Below are 22,906 nucleotides of genomic sequence, written 5' to 3'. Positions count from 1 at the left end.
GTCCCTATTCGATCTTGCCGGGTTGCCCCGTGACCTTGGAGCCGGGGCGGGCCCGCATCAGGCCGTTGATGATCACCTGGTCGTCGGCGGCCAGACCGTCGCGGACCACCCGCAGTTCACCCTCCTTGGGGCCGAGGGTGACCGGCTTGGGCACCACGGTGCCGTCCTTCACGGTCATCACCAGCTTGCGCGACTGGTCGGTGACGATGGCGGTGTCGGGGACCAGCAGGCCCTGATAGGGCTCGGAGGTGGCGAGGCGCACCCGGCCGAAAGCGCCGGACGGCACCTGCCCGTCGGGATTGGCCAGCACGGCGCGGGCCCGGATGGTGCCGCTGCCCCGGTCGATCTGGTTGTCGACGAAGTCCAGCTTGCCCTCGCGCGGCCAGCCGCTTTCGCTCATCAGCCGCAACTGCACCGCCGCGCCCACCGGATTGCCGCGCTTGGTCTGGGCCAGATAGTCGGCCTCGGTCAGGTCGAAGGTCACGTGGATGGGGTCCTGGGACACGATGGTGGTCAGCAGGGTCGGCGACGCCACGCTGGGGCCGCCGGTGACCAGATTGCCGACGCTCACCTGCTTGGCGCTGATCCGCCCCGAGATGGGGGCGGTGACGCGGGTGAACTGCAGGTTCAGTTCGGCATCGCGGAGCGCGGCACGGGCCGCTTCCACCGTGGCCCCGGCGCCCCGCGATTCCTCGGTGCGCTGATCCAGCGTGCTCTCGGCGACGAAATCCTTGCGGTGCAGTTCGCCGGCGCGGGCCAGCTGGCGCTTGGTGTATTCCTTGGTACCCATGGCCTGATCGAGCTTGGCCCGCGCCGAGGCCAGCGCGATCTCGTAGGGGCGGGGGTCGATGACGAACAGCAGATCGCCCTTGTTGACCATCTGCCCGTCGGTGAAGTGCACCTCGGTGAGGTAGCCGTTCACCCGGGCGCGAATCTCCACGTAATCCACCGCCGCGAACTGGCCGGTATATTCGCTCCAGTCGATGATCGGGCGGGTCAGCGGCTGGGCCACGGTCACCGGCGGGCCGCCCGCCGGCGGAGCGCCGGCCGGGCCGGACGACGTGGACGAGAACGAGGCGATTCCCACCGCCACCCCCAGCAGCGCCAGGCCGCCCAGCAGCAGGACGGGAAGCGGAACCTTAGAGCGGCGCGGTGAACTATCCATGATCCGGTCCCGTATCGACGAATGTGTCAGGAAAGAATGGTCGCGGCCGGCTGTCCGCACAAGCGGACGGTCCGACTGAACTGAACGGTTCGGTTTTAGCGAGCGGTGGGGCCGCCGGTCAATAGGAACCAAGGACAGTGGGGCCGTCATGGTTGTGGGGCATACGATCCGCATGTATTCTTTCGCTATGAATGCGTGCCAGCCAGAAACGGGCTCCGAGACGCCGCAGCGCCCGATCAATGCCTGGCGGGCGAGGCTGCTGGCGGCGTTGGTGGTTCCCTGTCTGGCGGCGCTGACCGTCTGGCAGGCGGTGGGGACCTACCGCAAGGAGGTCGCCGACGCGGAATACCTGGTGCAGGCCCTGGCCCGGGTGTCCGAGGAACACATCACCGGCATTTTGCGCGGCATCGACCAGTTGCTGTCCGAGATGGCGGAGGCGGCCCCCGGCGGGCGGCCCGACGACCCGCAACGCGCCCTTGCCATGCTGGGTAACCGGATGAAGCTGATTCCGGAAATCCGCAGCGCCGTCTTCATCGATGGCGAGGGCATCATGGCGGCGGGAACCTTGCCCGGCATGGTCGGCACGGACGTGCACGACCGCGATTACTTCAGGGAATTAGCCGGCGATCCGGCGCGTTCGGTCTTCATCAGCGCTCCGCTGCAAAGCCGCGTGGTGGCGGCCCAAAGCATCGTTGTCGCCCGCCCCGTCCGTGACGGGGGGCGGCTGGCGGGGGTGGTGGCCGTCTCTCTCGACCCCCGGATCTTCGAGGACGAGTTGCGCTCCATCCTGCCCCGCGACGGCGGGCGCGCCACCCTGATCCGCGACGACGGGATCATCCTGGCGCGGCTGCCCGATAGCGCGACGTGGAGCGGCAAATCGGTGGCGCAGGGCGAGGTCTTTTCCCGTCTGGCCGGCGGGCGGGTGGGGACCATCGTCGGCCGGTCCATCACCGACGGCGGCGAACGGGTCGTCGCCTATCGCCAATTCGAGCACCATCCGCTGGTGGTGGCGGTGGGCATGTCCCTGGCCGAGGCCCTGGCTCCCTGGCGGCGGGATACGATCCTGCAGGGCGGGGCGACTTTGTTGCTGGCGCTGGTCACCCTGGGGCTGGCGATGATCTCGGACCGCCGTCTGGCCGAGCGTCAGCGCATGCAGCAGGCCCTGGCGGCCAGCGAGGCGCGCTATCGCATGCTGACCGAGCATTCCCCGGTGGGGGTATTCCAAAGCGATGCCGACGGCACCTGCCTCTACGTCAACGAACGCTGGCTGGAACTGGCGGGGCGGCGCCGGGACGAGATGGTGGGCGGCAAGTGGTGCGACGTGGTGCATCCCGACGACCGCGAGGCGGTCGGTGCGGTGTGGCGGTCCCATGTGCGGGGCGAAGGGGAGTTCCTGGCCGAGATGCGGCTGGTCAGGGGGGACGGAAGCATCCGCTGGGTACGCGGCCATGCCGCCGCTCTTTCGGACGAGGCCGGGCCGTCCGGGGGGCTGGTCGGCACCATCGAGGACATCACCGCCGCCAAGGAGGCGGAGCGGCGACTCCGGCTTTCCGAGGAGAAGTTCGCCAAGGCCTTCCGCGCCAGCCCCGACGCCATGGCCCTGTCGGCCACTCGGGACGGCCGCTATATCGAGTTGAACGACGCCTTTTCCGCCATGCTGGGCTATGCCCGCGATGAATTCACCGGCCGGACCGCCCTGGAGCTCGGGGTTTGGGCCGATCCCGAGGATCGGACCCGACTGGTGGCGGCGGTGCGCCGCGACGGGCAGGTGGCGGATTTCGAGACCCGGCTGCGGCGCAAGGACGGCAAGGCGTTCGACGTGCTGATCTCGGTGCAGGAGGTGGTGATCGACGACCTGGACTGCCTGCTGTTCATCTGCCGCGACATCAGCTTCGCCAAGGAGATGGAGGCCCGCACCAAGGATCTGGTGGCCCGGCTCGATGCGTCCAACAAGGAGTTGGAGCAGTTTGCCTACGTCACCTCCCACGACCTGCAGGAACCGCTGCGCATGATCGCCGGATACGCCCAACTGATCGAACGTCGCTATCGCGGCCGGCTCGACAGCGACGCGGACGAGTTCATCGCCTTTCTGGTGGATGGCGCCAAGCGCATGCAGGCCATGATCCACGATCTGCTGGAATATTCCCGCGTCGAGCGGCTGGGCGGCCAGTTCACCGCCTTCCCCATGGGCGAGGTGCTGGATGACGTCCGGAGCAATCTCGGGGCGGCCCTGGCCGAGGCGGGCGGCAATCTCGAGGTCGGCCCCATGCCGGTCGTCACCGCCGACCGTACCCAGATGCTGCGCCTGTTCCAGAACCTGATCGGCAACGCCCTGAAATACCGCTCGCCCGAGCGCCAGCCGCGGGTCGCCGTGTCGGCCGAGCCCGGACCGCAGGGCTGGGTCTTCTCGGTGGCCGACAACGGCATCGGCATCGATTCCGCCTATTTTGATCGCATCTTCCTGGTCTTCCAGCGCTTGCACACCCGGGATCACTACGAGGGCACCGGGATCGGCCTCGCCATCTGCAAGAAGATCGTCGAGCGCCACGGTGGCCATATCTGGGTCGAGTCCAATCCGGACAGCGGCTGCATCTTCCGCTTCACGCTCAATCAAACTCAGGGTTGATTTCCTCGTCATAATGGGTGCCGCATGTCCTATGGCATGGGTGTCTATGGCGAAGGAAAGGATGACCTTATCCCTGGTATGTGAAAGAGGGGAGTTGGTAACTTTGTGTGATGCTGGGCGCCTTTTTTTGTGAGCAGAAAGAAAATATAGTGAGCAACCGCCAGGAAATCATGAGTTTTTTTACTGATTTTTGTGTCGCTCTGGTTTGTTTTCTTCTCGTATTCTTGAGAAGTTCTTTCACTTAATCCTGATTAAGTAGTGGGTATAATTTTGTCGGGTAAATGCTGTATGTTGACCTTTTCTCGTAAATTGCTGTATCGTTCACAGTGGTGCGGAGTGGCTGTCGTGCGCCGAAGGTGGTGCGCGCGCTGATTTATGAGAAGAGGGTGGCATGGCGCCAAGGGACGTAGCATCGGGCTCGATCGGCACAATTCAGACCTTGAATGGTTCCGTCGAGGTGCGACATGCCGACGGTACGGTCGCGACCCTGAACAAGGGCGATCCCGTCCACGAGGGCGATACCCTCCTCACCAAGGCCGGCGGCGCCGTCGGTGTGGTGTTCAACGACGGCACCTCCATGTCGCTGGGCGAGAACGGCAAGCTGGTCCTCGACAAGATGGCCTACGACCCGGACAGCAAGACCGGCGAGGGCCACCTGACCCTGCAATCGGGCGCCTTCGCCCTGGTGTCGGGCAAGATCGCCAAGGCGTCCCCCGACGCCCTGTCGCTGAAGACCCCGACCATGACGGTGGGCGTGCGCGGCACCGGCCTGGCCGGCAATGCCAACACCGTCGCCATGATGCAGGAAAAGGGCGATGTCACCGGCGAGGTGTTCATCACCACCAATTCCGGCCAGAGCCTTACCCTGAACGGCCCCGGCCAGGCCGCCAGCCTGTCGGCCAGCGGCGCGCTGACGCCGATGACCATGTCGGCGCTGCAGGTCATGCAGGTGGCGGGCAATGCCGGCGCGGCGCTGCCCAATGCCGCCAATCTGCTGTCCGCCGCCTTCAATCAGGCCGCCCAGGCGGTGCAGCAGCAGCTCCAGCAGCAACAGCAGCAAACCCCGCCGCCGCCGCCCGTGCCGCCGCCGACCACCGGACAGCAGGGACCGAGCGGCGCCGAGCAGATGAGGGCGGTGCAGGAGGCCATGGCCCAGGAAACCTCCAGGCAGGTCCAGGGGCTGAAGCAGATCCTGGTCAACTTGGCCAAGGAGGCGGGCGAGAAGGCGGTCGCCACGGCGCTGACCACGTTTCATGAGCTCGTCAATGGGACTGAGGCTGAAGATGCGGCGGCGGCCGAGCGGGCTAAAAACGATTTCGCCCAGGTCCTTGCCGACCATGCTTCCGTGCTCGATCATGTGAACAAGGCCCTGGCGGCAACCGGCGACACCTATACCGCCACTTACGAACTGGCGCTGGCCAAGACGGCCCTGGACCAGTTGGTTGTCGACGCGGCCAAGGTCACGGCCGATGGTTCCGGCCACGGGGCGGAGGCGCTGGCCTGGGTCACCGCGCTGACCACGGCCAATGCCAAGAGCAGCGTGACGCCCGTCACCGACGCCAATTCCAAGTATGGCGACGCCCAAGCTTTCGTGACCGGCCTCAACGATTCCAATGCCACCGCCTGGAGCGACGGCTCGCTGATCACCACCCGTGGGCTGAAGGATACCGATCTGGCCACCGATACCGCCTTGCTGCCCGGCCTGAAGGCGGCGGCAGAGGCGGCGATCACCAACGCGCATCAGGCATTGCTCAATATCGAGACGCCGTTGATCAACGCCGCCGCCGCCGAGGCGGCGTTCGTGGTGCAGGGCGGCGGCCTGATGGACGTGCTGAGCAATTATTTCAATGCCGCCAAGGCGTCGATCACCTCGATTCCCACCGGTTGGACCGCCGATCTGGCCTATACCGCGCTGACCAACGGCGCCACCACCGGCCTGACCGCCGATCAGATTCAATTGGTGACGGATCTGAAGGCCGCCATCAGCCAGGCCAACGGCGTCACCGGTAACCCCCTGGTCGATATCTGGCGCGACGCGGTGAGCGATATCCAGGACGCCTATGCCACCGCCAAGTCGACCTACGACACGGCCAGTTCGGCTCTGACCAACGCGCGTCAGGCCTACCAGAATGCCCAGGACGCCTCGGTCATCGCCGCCGGGCATTACGCCGACAAGCAGAGCGACGTGGCGACCGATGCCGGGCTGGACGGTACCGCCATCGGTGCCGAGCGCGCCGGCGAAGCGGCCTGGCAGGCCAAGCTGGAAGCCGCCGCCGCCGCCGCCCTGACCTCCGTCAATTCCGCCCTGACCTCGGCCACCGCCGCCGCCGGCCGGGCCGAGGCCGACGCCAACAGCGCCCTGGCTCACGCTGCCACCAACAGTTTCAATTTTTCGGCGGCCCAGAGCGCCAAGTTGCAGGCCGATGCCGAGGTCACTGCCGCCCTGTCCGCCCAGACCTCGGCGGGCAACGCCGTCACCAGCGCGCTGGCGGTGCTGCATTCCCTGGGCATCGGAGCCGACGGCGCGAGTTGGTCGGGCACCGACGCCAATGTCAGCCTCGGCCTGCCCTCCAACTTCTCCAGCGCTCTCAGTTCCAATCAATCGGCGGTGACGGCCGCCCGCCAGTCGGCGCTGGGCGTCTATCAGCAGGCGGTGTCGGTCAAGGCGCAGGTCGACCAGCAGGTGGCCGTCGCCCAGCAGGAAGACGCCATCGCCATCCAGGCCATGACCCAGGCCCAGGCATTGCAGTTGCAGGTCGATCTGCAGAATGCCCAGACGGTATCCGCCGCCAAGAGCAACGCCACTACCGCCGATACCAACGCCCATACCTCGGCCAAGTCGGCCGTCGATGCCGCCGCCGCCGCCGCCGCCAGCCGTGACGCCATCAAGGTCGTACTCGACGCCTTGAATGCCGCCACACCGCCCAGCAACGTCACCGGCGACGCCCTGGCGACCTACAACGCCACCAAGGCGGCGCTGATCGCCACGGTCCAGGGCTACTATACCACGGCGGCGGCCGCCGCCGATGCCGCCGTCAGTGCCAGCACCGTCGCCGGCGCCGACGTGACCACCGCCGATGTCGCCAAGGCCAACGCTGACGCCGTCGACGTCAATGCCGTCGATACCGCCACCGTGAACCTTGCCAAGGGCTATTCCGCCACGGCCGCCAGTGCCGCCGCCGACGCCAGTACCCAGGCCAGCACGGCCAACGCCAAGGCGAGTGCCGCCGCAGCCCAACTGGCCCTGGCCACCAACGCCAAGGCCGCCCTGACCCTGGCCGCCTCCGATGCCTCGGCGGCTCAATTGCGGGCCGACGACGTGGCTGCCGCCCTGGCCGCCAAAACCGATGTCCACGCCATCATCAACTCGGCCACATCGGCCACCAGCGGCAGTCTGGTGGACCTGAAGACGACCATCCAGGGCAAGTACGACGCCCTGCTGGTCAAGCTGGGCGGCACCAACAGCACCGATCTCGGCACCCTCTACGGCATGTGGAACGCCGCCAAGGCGGCCAAGGACGCCGCGAGTGCCGATGCCGCGACGACGGCCGCCGCCCAGGCGGCCTTCACCGCCGCCAACACCGCGTTTAACGCCATCGACGGGGCGCTGACCCTGGCGCTCGGCTACAAGGGCGACCTGTCGGGCATTCTTTCCGGCCTTTCCACCCAGGTCACCAGCGCCCAGACCGCCCTCAGCGCGGTGGATACCGCCTATGCCGCCGCGTTGGCCGCCCAGGCGGCCAAGACCTCCACCTCCACCGCCCTGGCCCAGGCCATCCAGGCCGATCAGGCGGCCCAGAAGGCGCTGAGCCAGGTGAGCGCCTCCAACGATGCGGCGACGACCAAGGCGGCCAGTTTCGACCAGCAACTCCAGGCGGCCAAGGACAACATCGCCACCGCGCTCAACAATGCCGCCAAGGCCGACGATCTGGTCGCCGCCGCCGATGCCGCCGCCGCCCAGACCTTCGCCACCGCCGCCGCCACGGCGGCCGCCGACGCCCGCACCCATTCCACCGACAGCAATTCCACCGTCCGCGCCCAGACCCAGAACGATTTGTCGACGGCCACCAGCCGGATGGGCGATGCCGGCGGCAAGTTCGACGACGTGATCGTGCAGGTGGGGGAGGGGCTGAGCCTGGCCGGGTCCTCGGTGCTGAGCACCCCCGCCGCCGTGCTGACGGCTCTCGGCACCGTCAAGGCCGATGCCGTGGCCTACCAGGCGGCGTTGCATACCTACGCCACGACGTCGAATGCCGCCAACCTGACCTCGGTCACCAACGCGCTGGCCAAGCTCAACACCGATCTTTCCGCCGCCCAGGCCGCCATCAACACCGCCAACGCCAACACCAACGCGGTGGGTGTCGCCGCCACCGAGGTGTTCCGTGCCGAGCAGGCGGTGGTGACCGCCGGCAACGCCTATCTCCAGGCCATCGGGTCGAAGAACGATGCCGCCGCCGCCTGGACCCTGGCCCAGACCTATAATCCGACGACCCAGATCACCTACTGGAAGTCCGTCTACGACGCCGCGCTGCAGACGGTGCTGGACGCCAAGACCGCCGCCGCCAACGCGCTGGCCACTGGCGTCGCCGCCCAGGCCAAGGCGGCGGCCGCCGCCGCCGACCTGACCAATTATCTGAACAACGTCCTGCCGGGGCTGCCCCATACCGCCAACGATCCGGCCGGCAAGGCGCTGACGGCGGGTACCGTGGCGGCGGGCAAGGCCCTGACCGTGCTGGGCAGCAATGCCGACGCGGCCACCGCCAACACCGTCTATGGCCAGAAGCTGGCCGCCGACAACGCCTATACCGCCGCCACCGCCATCGCCTTCAACTTCACGACGGCGCTGAGCTCGGGCGATGTGACCGGCGCCGCCGCCGCCGCCCAGGCGGCCCTGGCCCAGGCCACCAACGCCAGCAACGCCTCGACCCTGGTCCAGCAATTGACCACCCTGGTCAGCCAGACCTCCAATACCGCCGTCGCCCAGGACAATACCGTCCATAATCTCGGCGTGCAGTGGTCGACCCCGACGGTGCTTGCCGATTCCGTCTTCACCCAGGCGGGCGCCACGGTCATCGACGTGCTGGCCAACGACAAGCGCGGCGGCGACAACAGCGGGCTGAGCGGTCTTGGCGGCTATACCCTGACGGCGGGCACCGCCAGTCACGGCACCGTCTCGGTGGTTACCGTCGGCGGCCATCAGCAGATTCAGTACACGGCTACCGCCGGCTATACCGGCAAGGACAGTTTCAGCTACACGGTCAGCTATACCGACGCCACCACCCATACGACGGTCAGCGCCAATACCAGCGTCTCGCTGGTGGTCGAGGGCGCCGGCATCACGGTGCCGTCGTCGCTGTCGATTCTTGAAAACGCCAGCGCCACGTTCAGCCTGGCGGTCAGCGACGGCAACGCCAACGAGACGGTATCGGGCGTGGTTATTTCCGGGGCGCCCTCGGGGACGATCCTCAAGGTCGGAACCACGATCATCTCCGCCAGCGGCAACAATTTCGCCCTGACCGCCGGTCAGGCGGCCAGCGGCGTCATCACGGTCATTCCGCCCGTCGATTACAGCGGCCAGATCGTTCTGACGGTCACCGCCACGGCCACTCACAACCTCGCGGCCGATCCCGGCGCCATCATCTCGGTCGACACCAGCAAGCAACTGACGCTGACCGTCGCTCCCGTCACCCAGGGGCCGACCATCACCGTTCCCGCCAAGGTCAGCGGCCTGCAGAACACGGCCTTCGATCTGGCGCTGAACGTCGCCGACACTCACCTCGGCGAGACTATTTCGGCCATCAGCATCAGCGGCTTCCAGGCCGGTTCCTCGCTGACCGTCGGCAGCGTCACGCTCACTCCCAACGCCAGCGGCGTGATCACCCTGACGGCGGCACAGGCGGCCAATGCCACCCTGTCGGTCCACATGCCCACCAACTGGTTCGGCGACCGCACCCTGCTGATCACCGCCACGGCCCAGAACGGCACCGCCGCCGCGGTGACCGTCAATCAGGCGGTCAGCGTCCACGTGGACGTCACCGCCCTAACCGCGCAGCAGGCGCTGCTGGTATCAGTCGGCAGCGGCAATACCCGCGTCGCCGATACCGCCGCCAACATCATTGCGGCCGGGGTCGCCAATCTGCAGGCTCACGGCATCAACACCTTCGATATCACCGATAGCGGAACGTTGCCGGTAACCGCGGTGCAGGCGCTGACCCTGACCTTCACCAAGTCGGGCGGCGGTCACGTCCAGGTGGTCGATACCGTGGCCAACATCAACGCCAGCGGCATCGCCTCGCTGGTCGGCCACGGCGTCAACGAATTCGCCCTGTCCAATTCGGGCACCGTCTCCCTGGCCTCCGGCAGCGGTGTCGCCACGCTGACCGGCAGCAGCGGCTCGGACACCTACTTGGCCGCAGCGACCTCGTCGGGGACCATGACCATCATCGATACCGGCGGCACCAACGTGCTGGACGGCTCGAAGGTCACCGACCAGGGGCTCAAGGGCGCCCGTCAGGTGGGTAACGATCTGGTCATCGACCTGAACGGCAATGCCGGCGGCGGCCATCTGGTGATCAAGAACCAGTTCGCCGGCACCGGCGCCGGCATCGACCACATCTATACCGGCTCCACCAACAACCCCAACGTCCACGTGGTGGGCTTCACGGGCGGCGGCAGCCTTTCCGCCGCGGGGGCCACCCTGACCGGCACCACGGGCGAGGACATCATCCTCGGCAATCTGGGCGAGGCGACGCTGATCGGCGGCGGTGGCGAGGATACCTTCTTCGTCGGCGGCGGCAATCAGGCCATCTATGGCGACAGCACCGCCACCAGCTACGGCATCGTCGGCGGCAAGGTCAGCTTCACCTATAATTCCGGCCCGGTGACGGCGTCGCTTGGCAACGGCACCGGGTTCGCCTCCATTACCGAAGGCACCTCGACCTGGACCGATACCCTTTACAATATCACCGAACTGGAAGGCTCGGCCCTGGCGGACAACCTGACCGGGCGCACCAGCGGCTGGTCGGCGCTGGAGGGCGGCGCCGGCAACGATATCCTGACGGGCAGCAACAGCGCCTCGGTCATCGCCAGCTACAAGCATGCGGGAGCGGGGGTCACCGTCAATCTCGGCGGCAGCACCTATTCCGGCGCGGCCGCCGGCACCGCCGTCGAGCGCTATTACGTCAACGGCACCCTGACCACCGGCACCGATACCCTGATCAACATCCACGGGGTGCGTGGCTCCAGCTTCGCCGATGTCATCAAGGGCGGCGACACCGGCTTCTACGATCTGACCGGCGGCGGCGGGGCGGACCTGCTGGTTGCCGGCAGTGCCGCCACCAGTTTCCATGTGGGCATCGCCGACAACGCCACGGTGACCGGCGGGGCGGGCAGCGATTCCATCACCTTCGAGGACTTCACCTCGGGCCTGCTGAACAATACCGTCGCCCTGGCCCATGTCACCGGGGTCGAGACCCTGCGCCTGTCGGGTGGTTCCCTCAGCCAGTCGGTGGTCTTCGACAGCTACAGCAGCGCGGCGGGCATCACCCGGGTGGATGCTTCGGCCACCAGCGGCGGCGTCACCTTCACCGGCGGTTCGGGCAATGACGCCTTCGTGGGCGGCTCCGGCGCCGACCGGGCCATATTCCACGGCTCCGCCGCCGGCTACCGCATCTCGCAGAGCAACGGCACCATCACGGTGCAGGACATCAACACCCAGGACGGCAACGACGGCACCGATATCTTGTCCGGGGTCGAGTCGCTGGTCTTCAGCGACCGGACGCTGGCGGTCGGCGTCACCGGCACGGGGTCGATCACTCTCGGCACCGCCAGCCAGGTCAATGCCATCGATGACGGCGATCAGAGTGCCCCGTTCATCATCAGATTGGCTGATGGCGGCTATATCATCAGTTGGACGAGTCCGAGCCAGGGCGGCAATGCTTTGAGCGTGGTGGCACAGCGCTACAATGCCGCGGGCAATGAGGTCGGCACCGAATTCGTGGTCGAGGAGATTTTCACCGGCGACCAGTGGGACGGCCAGTTCGTCCAGTTGCTGGACGGCAAGCTGGTGGCGATCTGGCACGACAATACCGCCGATGGCAACGATTTCGGTGTCGTCGGCCGCATCTTCCCCGCCGATTACGTCGGCGGTTACACCGGCAACGGCACGGTGAGCCCCCAATTCATCGTCAACAGCATAACCGATGGATTCCAGGCCTGGCCGGTGATCACACCGACCGCCAATGGCGGTTTCTTTGTCGCCTGGGATGATGGCGGTTCCAACGGCGCGCGGCAGATCACCGGTCAGTTCTTCGATTCCGCCGGAGGCAAGGTCAATAATGGCGAGGTCACCGTGGGGACCGCCGCCATCGATCCGGTCTGCGGCGCCACGACTCTGTCCAATGGCAGCGTGGTGGTCATGTGGCGTGCCACCGACGAGGTCGGCAGCGATGGTGTGTTCGCCCGCATCATCGACAGTTCGGGGGGCATGGGCGGGCTGATTCAGCTCAACAGCCTGACGCCGGGCACGCAAAACAGCGGCAACGTGGTCGCCCTGGCCAATGGCGGTTTCGCGGCCATCTGGCACAGTGATCCCGGGCTCCCCAATACCTACGACGTTTACTGCCGCGTGTTCTCTCCCACCGGCGTGCCGCTGAATACGCCCGAGACCCTGGTCAACACCACCACCACCGGCTGGCAGGCCTATCCCGCGATTACCGCCCTGCCGGACGGCGGATTCCTGGCGGTGTGGGACAACGGGGCTTCGGGCAACCATCAGGTCTTCGCCCAGCGCTTCAGCGACACCGGTCAGGTGGTCGGATCGGAATTCGCGGTTTCCGCCGCCGCCGTGACCAACGAGGTGCACCCCTCGGTCACCACCCTGGCCAACGGCGACGTGGAGGTCACCTGGCTGCAGCCGGGGTCCTCGGGGACCGACGTCTTCCGCGAGGTTCTCCACCTCGGCTACGGCAATTCGGTCCTGACCGCCACCGCCGGCGCCGATACCCTGGACGTGGGCGGCGGTTTCGCCACCATCAATGCCGGTGACGGCAACGATATCATCAAGATGAGCGTCTCCACCTTGCTGCAGGCCAGTACGGTGGTGGGTGGCGCGGGCACCGATCAGGTAATCCTGTCGGGCAGCGGCTCCCTTTCGGCGGCGACCCTGGCCAAGCTGGGCGGCATCGAGAATCTGGTGCTCGGCGGCTCGGGGTCTCTGGCCCTGTCCCTGGCGGAGGGGGGCGGTCTGGTCACCATCGATGCCAGCGCGACCTCCGGCACGATGTCGCTGGATGCCTCGCAGGTCGGCTCCGGCGTGACCCTGGCGGCCGGCACCGGCGCCACCAACATGATCGGCGGCAATGGACACGACGTGGTCAGCCTGCAGATGGCCGAAGGCTCGGGGACCATCTTCGGCTCGGGCAATGGCCTGTTCATCTCGGGGACCACCTCGCTCTATGCCGCCAGCGTCGAGGAGCTGCGCTTCAGCGACGGCAAGACCCTGACGGTGGGGGGGAACGGCGACCTGCGGGTCCTGAGCGGTGGCAGCGGCGATGACGTCATCACCGTGGGTTCCGGCTTTGCCAGCGTTGTCGGAGGTCTGGGCAACGACACCATCTCGGTGGCGATGGGCTCCGGCGGCATGACTCTGGACGGCGGTGCGGGGGCCGACACCCTGATCGGCGGCATGTACAACGATACCTTCCGGCTATCGGATTTCTCCAGCGCCGATTCCGTCAGCGGCGGCATGGGCACCGATACCCTGAGCCTGACCTTCACCGGCGGCGGTGTGGTGGCGGATGCAGCCTTCGCCCACGTGGCGGGCGTCGAGGTGCTGAGCCTGGCGGCCTCGGGCTCGCCGGTTTCCGTTACCATGGGGTCGCTGGCCTTGGGGGCCGGCATCACTACCCTGGACGCCCATCTGAGCGATGCGGCGGTGACGCTCGATGCCAGGGCCGATGCCGCGGTGCAGACCCTGATCGGCGGGACGGGGGCCGATACCCTCATCGCCGGAGCCGGTGGCGACACCCTGACCGGCAATGCCGGTGGCGACGTCTTCACCTTCGCGTCCGGAACCATTTCCACCAGCGCCGCTCCGGCGGTGATCTCGGACTTCGTCTCGGGCACCGACCATATCGATCTGTCGGCGGCCGGCAGCCTGACCTATGTGCAGAATCTGCCCTGGCTGGGGACGCCTTCGGCGACGGCGGCGCTGCTCGACGGCCTGGGCCAGAATGCCGTCGGCTTCATGACCGATGGGATCGACGGCTGGCTTGCCGTGCGGGGCTCGTCCCTCGACGGGACTCTGATCAAGCTGGCCGGCGTCGTCACCGCGCCGACCCAGTCCGACATCTCCGGCGCCTATATCCAGCCCCAGGCACCCACGGTGGCGGGTTTCGCCGAGCGCAGCGCGGTGCTGTTCGCCAACGGGACGTCCAAGGCGGCGACCATCAACCTGCCCGGCGACGTCTTCGGCGACAACCAGATCAGTGTCGAGTTCGACGTCAATCTGGGCAACGCCAATCTGGTCCAGACCCTGTTCAGCCTGGGGTCGGGCACCAATGCGCTGCTGAAGGCGACGGTGGATGCCACCGGCCATCTCGGACTCTATGTCAACCAGGACGGCACGGGCAATTTCTCCAGTTCCCCCGGGGTGGCCACCATCACCTCGTCGTCCTGGCATCACGTGGCGGTCAGCTACGACAGCGGTACCGCCCGCATCTATCTCGACGGCTCTCTCTCGGCCACGGTCTCCGACACGAGCGGCGGAACATCCTGCCTGTCCTCGCTGAACACCATGGCCATCGCCTCGGAGCTGAGCGATGGCTCCTTCGCCAGGGGCATGTTCGACAACGTCAAGGTATGGAACAGCACGCTGAGCGTGTCGCAGATCGGGAGTGCCCTCAATCTGACGTCGGAGACCGGCGACAACCTGATCGGCAACTGGACTTTCGACAGCCATCACGGCGACGGAGCCGGCAACGACACCAATTACGACGCCTACATGAATCTGACCGGCGGCCATGTGGGCACTCCGCCCATGCGGGCCGCCCATTTCAACGCCAGCCACAACGTGAGCCTGGGCAACGCCCCGGCCCTGGCGGTCACCGGCGGCGGCGCCTTCACCTATGGGGCGTGGGTGAAGACCTCCAGTACCGCCCTTTCCACTTTGTTCAGCGTCGGCGACAACATCAGCGGCAACGGCATCATCTTGTACATCACGCCCGACGGGACGCTCCAACTGGACGGAGCCCAGCAGGGCGGGGCGGCGGCGTCGATAGAGGTTGTCAACGACGGCATGTGGCACCACGTGGCGGTCAGCTATGACGGTGCCGGCACGGCCACCTACTATGTCGACGGCGTAGCGGCGGGAGCCTCGTCCGGCTACACCAACCTGCACACCAGCGGCAACGTGTCCTCTCTCGGCATCCGCGCCGACGGCAACGAGCCGTTCATCGGCGATATGGGCGACGCCACCATCTGGTCGCGGGCGCTGGGGGCCTCCGATATCAAGGAGATGATGACCCATGGCCTGATCGGGCACGAATACGGCCTGACCGGGTATTGGAGCCTGGACGAGGGGACGGGCACCATCGCCTACAGCCAGACCGGCGCGGTCAACGGCAGCTATGATGCCGGTACCACCTGGACCTCCAGCAACCATGCCGATCTGGTGGCCAGCGTCCAGCAGGCCCAGGCCTTCACCTTCGATGGCACCAAGTATCTGTCGGCCGGCGATATCCTCGATCCGGGAGCCCACGACTTCACCCTGGAAGCCTGGGTCAAGCCGACCACGCTGACCGGCGATCAGATGATTATCGCCAAGGATGCTCCGGGCAGCACCCAGCCGGTGATAAGCCTGTTCCTGCACAACGGCGTGCCCACCCTGCACCTGACCGGGGCGGACGGTGTCGGCTATGTGCTGCAGGCCGGGTCGGTGACCGTCAACCAATGGAGCCACATCGCGGTGACCCGCGGCGGCGACCAGTACACCCTGTACGTGGACGGCGTGGCGGTGAAGAGCGTCTCGGCGCTCGATGCCGATATCAGCAATTCCTATAACCTGACCATCGGCGCGCGCAGCGATGCGGCCGGTACCGGCTACGATGCCGCCACCGCCTTCCACGGGCAGATCGCCGATGTGCGGGTGTGGAGCGTCGAGCGTTCCGCCGCCGACATCTTCGACGAGACGGTCTCCAGCGATGCCTGCGACGAGGGGCTGAGGGCATCCTGGGTAGGAACCGGCCTGACCGACCTGTCGGGCAACGGCCATACCCTGAGCCTGCCCTCCGGCGTGACCAACGTGGTGCAGAGCACCGGTGACCTGCCGGTCTACAGCGACGGCCTCAGCATTCCGCGCGACGGCCAGTATCACGGCGCGCTGCTTGCCCACGACGCCGGCGGCGCGGCCATCAGCTACAGCACCGGCACCGCTCCGGTCCACGGCACCCTGGTGCTCAATGCGGACGGCAGCTTCGTCTACAAGCCCAACAGCGGCTATGAGGGCCTGGACAGCTTCACCCTGACCGCGACCGCCAACGGCCTGTCGTCCAGCCGGACCGTGGCGCTGCGTGTCGAGGACCCCACCGAGATCGTCGGCGCCACCCAACACATGGGGCAACTGCTTCTGGACGGCAGCAACCATGCGGTGGTCGCCAATGCCGGCCAGATGACCTGGCTGGGCGGCGGCGACTTCACCATGGAAGCATGGATCGACCCCACCGCCGCCGCCATCGCGGCCAACGAGGCGGTGATCCTGTCCAAGCAGTTCGGCCAGGGGGCAAGCACCGTGCAGTTGCGCCTGCTGCTCAATCATGGGCAGTTGGCGTTCATGGCCTCCGACGGAACCGATGACGGCCTGTGGACCGGCTCCGCCTACGCCCTGGAATCACCCACCGCCCTGACGGCGGGCAACTGGGCCCATGTGGCGGTCACCCGCTCGGGCGATGTCTTCACCCTGTATGTCAATGGCGAGGCGGTCTCGTCGATCATCAATCCCTTCACCAACTCTCTGTCCTCCAACGCCGATTTGTGGGTCGGGCAGTCGCAGGTCAGCGGTGCCGGGGCGAACGGCTTCGACGGCGCCATCAGCGATGTGCGGCTGTGGGGCTATGGCCGTTCGGCCTCCGATATCGGAAGCAACTACAATCAGGTGCTGGATGGCGGTGAATCCGGCCTGATCGGCTATTGGAACGGCTTGGGCGGCCTCCAGGACCTGTCGGGCAACGGCCATCAGCTGATCCTGCCGTCGGACAATCCGCCGGTCATGGCCATGGTTCCCGAGACGGCCACCCATTTCGGCGGCGGCAGCCACATCAGCATCGGCACCGGTGTCGGCCAGGGCAGCGGCCCCCTGACCTACGAGGCCTGGGTGCGGACGTCGTATGGGAGCGCCGCCCAGACCATTTTCTCCACCGACAGCGCGACGGCCGGGCAGGGGCTGTCGATCTCCGTGGGGGCCGACGGCAAGATTCATGTGGACGCGGTCAATTCGGCGGGAAGCGCCATCTCCACTTCGGTGCTCAACGACGGGCTGTGGCACCATGTGGCGGTGACGTTGGCTCCCGGCGGGACCTACATCATCTATGTGGACGGCACCCCCGAGGTCGCCGGCACGGTCGGGACCTTCAGCCTGAGCGGCCCGCTGAATATCGGTTCCACCGCCGCCGGCACCCTGGGATTCCACGGCGACATCGCCGAGGCGCGAATCTGGAATGCCGCCCTGTCGGGGTTGCAGGTCAACCATGCCATGAACAGCGAGCAGACCGGCGCCGAAGCCGGCCTGGCCGGCTACTGGCGCCTGGACGAGGCTCCGGTGGGCAGCGTGGTGCAGGATTCCACCGCTGCCAACCATGACGGGACCGTGGTCGGCAGCGCGGTGACCATCGTTCACAACGATGCGCCCATCTACGACGACGTCCTTTCGGCCATGGCCGGCTCGCCCTATCACGGCACACTGGACGCCATCGCGCCGACCAGCGCCGGGGGCAACGTCACCTGGGCATTGGGTACGGCCCCCACCCACGGCACCCTGGTGGTGAATGCCGACGGCACCTTCACCTATACGCCCGCTTCCGGCTGGCACGGCATCGACAGCTTCAACGTGGTCGCCACCGGCAGCGACGGCAACACCACCACCAAGCTGCTGTCCGTCAACACCCAAAGCCCGGTGGAATTCATGGGTTCGGGCGCGGCGGGCGGTTCGCTGCAGTTCGGCGGCGACAACTATGCCGTGGCCAATGCCGTCAACCTGACCAACAAGTCGTTCAGTTGGGAGTTCTGGGCCAACAAGGCGGCCCAGGCCACTCCCACGGCCCAGACGCTTCTGAGCGAGGGCAGCGGCGGCGTGGGGCAGAATCTGTTCGTCGGTTTCGATGCCGCCGGCCATCTCCGCTTCTCGCTGGACGGCAGCAGCGGCGGAACGGCCGTGACCTGCAATGCCGCCGCCGATGCGGGGGCCTGGCATCACTGGGCCGGAACCTACGACGCCACCACCAACACGCTGACCCTCTACCGCGACGGCGTGGCGGTCCAAAGCGTGGTGACTAGTTGGGATTACACCAACACCAATACTAACCTCTACGTGGGCGGCACGCCCGCCGCCGGCGGCAGCTATGTGGGCCAGTTGGATCAGGTGCGCCTGTTCGACGACGTCCGCACGCCGACCGAAATCTGGAACAACTGGCACCGGACGGAATCCGTCTCGACCGATCATCTGATCGCCGAGTGGAGCATGGACCGCATCAGTTCCACATCCACTTCCACCACCGGCATGGTGCTGGACAGCTCGGGCCACAACGCCAATCTGGTGCTGGCCTCCACCGTCGCCGACATGGTCGGCAACCATGGTCTGGCCATGGGAACGGGGACCTCGCTCTCGACGCTCGACGGGCATGCGGTGCTGGCGGTCGGCAGCCAGGGGCTGGTGGCGGCCAATGCCTCCACTCTGGCCACCGGTACCGGTGCCTTCACCTATAGTGCCTGGGTAAGTGCGGCGAGCTCCGGGCGTCAGGATATCGTCGGCATCGGCGATGTCGGCGGCATGTATAGCTCCGCGCAGTTCCTGATCCAGAACGGCAGTCTGTGCTTCGAGGGCGTGGGACTCACTTCGATCACCGGCACGGCGTTGCCCGATACCGGCTGGCATCAGGTGGCGATGACCTACGACACCACCAGCCATGGCGGTCAGGGTTACATCTCCTTTTATATCGATGGACTGGCTGCCGGCGGCGGCTATACCACCGATTTCATGACGCCCGCCACCCATGTGAACCTGAACCTTCCGACCACCGGGACCAGCACGGCCATGGTCGGCGGAAATCTCTTTACTCCGGCCCAGCCCTTCAGCGGCCACCTCTCCGAGGTGGCGGTGTGGAACACGTCCCTGGACGGCACCCAATTGCAGGGCGTGATGTCCCAGGGCGCGGCGGCGGTGTCGGCTTCCAACCTGCTGGCCGACTGGACCATGAGCGCCGTCGAGAAGGCGGTCTACGTCAATACCAGCGGCAAGGTATCGGATTTCGACGGCTCTTCCAGCCATGTCCATGTGGCCGATACCTCCAAGCTGGATTTCGGCCACGACTTCACCGTGGAGACCTGGATTCGGCCCGATACGGTGTCCGCCGACCAGTCCATCCTGTCGGTCACCTCGCAGTTGGGCGGCAACACCGTCGACCTGTTCAATCTGGAGATCGCCAACGGCCAGTTGGTCTTCTTCATGGTGGGGGATGGCGGGTCCAATACGCCGTCCGCCGGCCTGACCCTTCTCGGCCCGGCCGTCGGCATCGGCGTCTGGAGCCATGTGGCGGTGACGGTGCACAACGACGTGGCGACCCTTTACGTCAACGGCCAGCCCATCGTCTCGTCCTCGGCCTTCGTCGGTAGCCGTCTCGGCAGCATCAGCTCCTTCGATATCGGCAGCTACGGCAACGGGACCACCGCCTTCTACGACGGCCTGATGTCCGACGTCCGGGTGTGGGATACGGCGCGGTCGGCGAGCGACATCAACACATACCAGGGCATCCGGCTGAGCGGCCAGGAGGACCATCTGGCCGGCAACTGGCGGCTGGAAACCACCTCCGCCGGCACGACGCCCGACAGCACCGGCCATGGCGCCGGCACCGCCACCTTGACCTCTCTGGTCGGAGCCAAGGCGGCTCTGTTCGACGACGTGGTCACCACCCGCGAGGACACCGAATTGCGGGCCGGGCTGTTCGACGTGGATCACGTCAACATGACTCAGCCCACCTGGGCCACCATCGCCCAGGGGCCGCAGCACGGCACCCTGTCCCTGACCGGTACCTCGGTCCTGGGCACCACCACCCTGGCGGCGGATTCGGTGTTCCTGACCGGCGGCTCGCTGAGCGCCGGGGCCGGCGGTTACAGCTATAAGCCGGACGCCAATTACTTCGGCTCCGACTATTTCGTGGTCGCCATCAATGACGGCAGCGGCAACCTGACCTACGGCACGGTGGCCATCGGGGTGCGCTCGGTGCGCGACGAGCCGACCCTGTCCGGTCTCTCCAACTTCAGCGTCGCCGAGAACGGCAGCCATGCCCTGAATATCCAGGTGGCCGACGATGTGGGAGCCATCGGCGGCGACCAGTTCACGGTCGACATGGTGGCCGGCCATGGCAGCATTTCGCTGCGCACCACCGGCGGCCTCTCCTTCGTGTCGAGCACGGTCAACGGGAGCTCGCATCTTATCTTCACCGGCACGCTGGACCGCATCAACGCCGCGCTGTCGGGGGCGACCTATGCGACCCAGCCCCTGGGGACCGGCAGCGACGCCATTACCCTCAACGTCTGGGATTCCTCCAACGGGACCTCGCTGGTCTCCTCGGGGACCATGAACGTCACCATCTCGGGGTCCAATCTGGCGCCCATCACCTATGAGGCCGGCTTTGTCTCGCCGGTGGCCGATTATGCCGGCGGAATCGGGACCGGCCAATTGGGCGCCATCGATCCCGAGAGCGGCCCCCTGACCTTCGCCAAGACCGGCGACGCGTCCCATGGCTTCGTCACGGTGAGCGGCAGCGGCGGCTATACCTACACGGCGTCCGCTGGCTTCACCGGGTGGGACAGCTTTACCTATTCGGCGACCGACACCGGCAACAACGTCGCCAGCGGCACCCAGCACGTGGCGGTCTACGAGCATCTCGGCATCTGGACCGTCGGGGTGTCCGGGGCCTGGGGCACGGCAGGAAACTGGTCGGGCGGCGCCGTTCCGGATTCCAAGACGATGGCGGCCATTGCCAATGTCACGGTCAATCACGCGTCGGGCAACGATGCCGTGGGGGGGCTGTCATTGACCGGCGCCACCATCAACATCAGCGGCGGCACCGTCGTCCTTGGCGTGGCGGCCAGCCTGGACGGGACGTCGAGCCTCGATATCAGCGGCGGCGTGCTGTCCATGGCGGCCAACTCGGTGCTGACCGATATGGGCGGCTTCCACCTCAATGGAGGCGGCAGCCTGAGCGGCAGCGGCTCGCTGGGCATCTACGGAGCCGCCGTGCTGTCCGGCACGGTGGGAATCGGCGGCAACACCGTCTCTATCGGCAATGGCGGCACGATCACGTCGACGTCGCTCAGCGGTTCCGGAACCCTTCAGGCCCAGGGCGGCGGCCTCGTCATGATGGGGGCGAATTATATCGGCTCCTATCTGGAGGTTGCCGCCGCCGCCATATTGTGTATTGATTCCAGTCTGGTGTCCGGTGGCAATGATCTGATCAGTTCCACCCTGACCCTGGCCCATGCCCTCGATAATCTCGGCCGTATCGAGATGAGCGGCGGCGGCGATTTCGGCGGGACCTCGCTGATCGTTGACGGCGTGCTGACCAATCACGGCAGCATGGTGATCGGTGGTTCCAATGACGCCGACACCATCACCGCCACTAGCTTCGATAATTACGGAGTGGTCGGTGTCAGCCACGCCCTGAACCTGACGGTGGGCACCTTCGACAACCACGCCACGCTGTCGCTGAGCGGGGGCAACTCGCTGACGGTCGGTGACAGTGGCGCCATGACCCACGCCCACTTCGACAATCACGGCAAGATCGGCGGCAGCGGCGGCATCGACGTCGTCGATGCCGATTTCGTCAACCACGGCTACATCAATCCCGGCGATTCCACTTCGGCCGGAACGCTGAACGTTACGGGCGGCCTGACCTTGGCCAACGATTCCCATGTGGTGATGGATTTCTGGGGCAGCAGCTTCGACCGCCTGAACGTCAACGGCGTCCTGACCCTGGATGGCACCCTGGACCTCTATACCCACGGCACCATCAACACACAGATGTCGGCGACCCTGCTGACCTGGACCAGCCAGGCCGGCTCGTTCGACGTCATTCACGGCATCGACAGCGGCACCGGCTGGATCTGGGACCCCACCGTCAGCGGCAACAGCCTGTCGGTGACCTCTCATTCCGCCAGCTACGTGAACGGCAACGGCTATTACAGCGGATCGGGCGGCACCGATTACGTGGTGGGCTACGGCAGCAACGAGGTGGTGCACCTGAATGGCGGCGCCGACGTCTATGCCGGCCATGGCAGCTACAACACCATCGGCGTTTCCGACCTCGCCTTCCACTTCCTGGATGGCGGCTCGGGCGGCGGCAACACCCTGCAGTGGGAGAACGCCTGCGGCCAGTCCTTCGACCTGTCGGCCCTGTGGAAGAACGCTATCCAGAACTTCGACGTCCTGGACCTCAGCCATGCCAGCAACAACAACGCCGTTCTGGATCTGGCCCACCTGCATTCCATGCTGAACGGCACCAATGCCGTCACCGGCACCACCAACGCCCTGGTGGTGATCGGCGGCAGCAACGTCACCCTGGCCGATAGCGGGTGGCAGGCTACCGGCGCCGCCGAACTGACGGTGAACGGCCAGCACGACAGCTATACCCAGTATTCCAACGGCGACACCCACGTCTACGTGGAGAACCACACCCACGTGGGCTGAGCCTTGGGCCCTCCGTCACACCGCCGCCCGGCCTGACCGGGCGGCGGTTTTCTTTTGCCTGTCGCAAAGCTGACAAGCGTTGCTTTTTGGCAACGGTGGCGCGCATTGCACATTCCCCAGGCTGCAATGGTTCGAATCTGGGTTGCCTGCCTAATAA

At 66.5% G+C, this 22,906-nt stretch carries 3 protein-coding genes; 2 read left to right on the top strand and 1 reads right to left on the bottom strand.

The features are described 5' to 3' along the window. Nucleotides 1-4 precede the first annotated feature (4 nt). Entirely contained in the window at nucleotides 5-1,165 is a 1,161-nt protein-coding gene (locus tag CP958_RS02475) for an efflux RND transporter periplasmic adaptor subunit (RefSeq protein ID WP_096700434.1), read from the bottom strand. A 172-nt stretch (nucleotides 1,166-1,337) separates the two neighbouring features. On the opposite strand from CP958_RS02475, the gene CP958_RS02470 reads away from it, so the two are divergent. Both CP958_RS02470 and CP958_RS02465 read left to right on the top strand, forming a co-directional pair. Continuing rightward, nucleotides 1,338-3,791 (top strand): PAS domain S-box protein, encoded by a 2,454-nt coding sequence (locus CP958_RS02470; protein WP_096700433.1) that lies wholly within the window; start codon nucleotides 1,338-1,340, stop codon nucleotides 3,789-3,791. Nucleotides 3,792-4,230: 439 nt separating this feature from the next. Beyond that, complete coding sequence (locus tag CP958_RS02465) at nucleotides 4,231-22,749, top strand: LamG-like jellyroll fold domain-containing protein (RefSeq protein ID WP_170958806.1); 18,519 nt, start codon at nucleotides 4,231-4,233, stop codon at nucleotides 22,747-22,749. Nucleotides 22,750-22,906 lie beyond the last annotated feature (157 nt).

This window comes from Magnetospirillum sp. 15-1 (genome assembly GCF_900184795.1).
Lineage (GTDB): Bacteria > Pseudomonadota > Alphaproteobacteria > Rhodospirillales > Magnetospirillaceae > Phaeospirillum.
Note: the sequence above shows the minus strand (reverse complement) of the source record. Positions and strands in the feature narration are given on the sequence as shown.

What these genes read in the sequence shown, in the direction of transcription:
- CP958_RS02475 (WP_096700434.1), bottom strand. Translation starts at nt 1,165, where the DNA reads ATGGATAGTTCACCGCGCCGCTCTAAGGTTCCGCTTCCCGTCCTGCTG.
- CP958_RS02470 (WP_096700433.1), top strand. Translation starts at nt 1,338, where the DNA reads ATGTATTCTTTCGCTATGAATGCGTGCCAGCCAGAAACGGGCTCCGAG.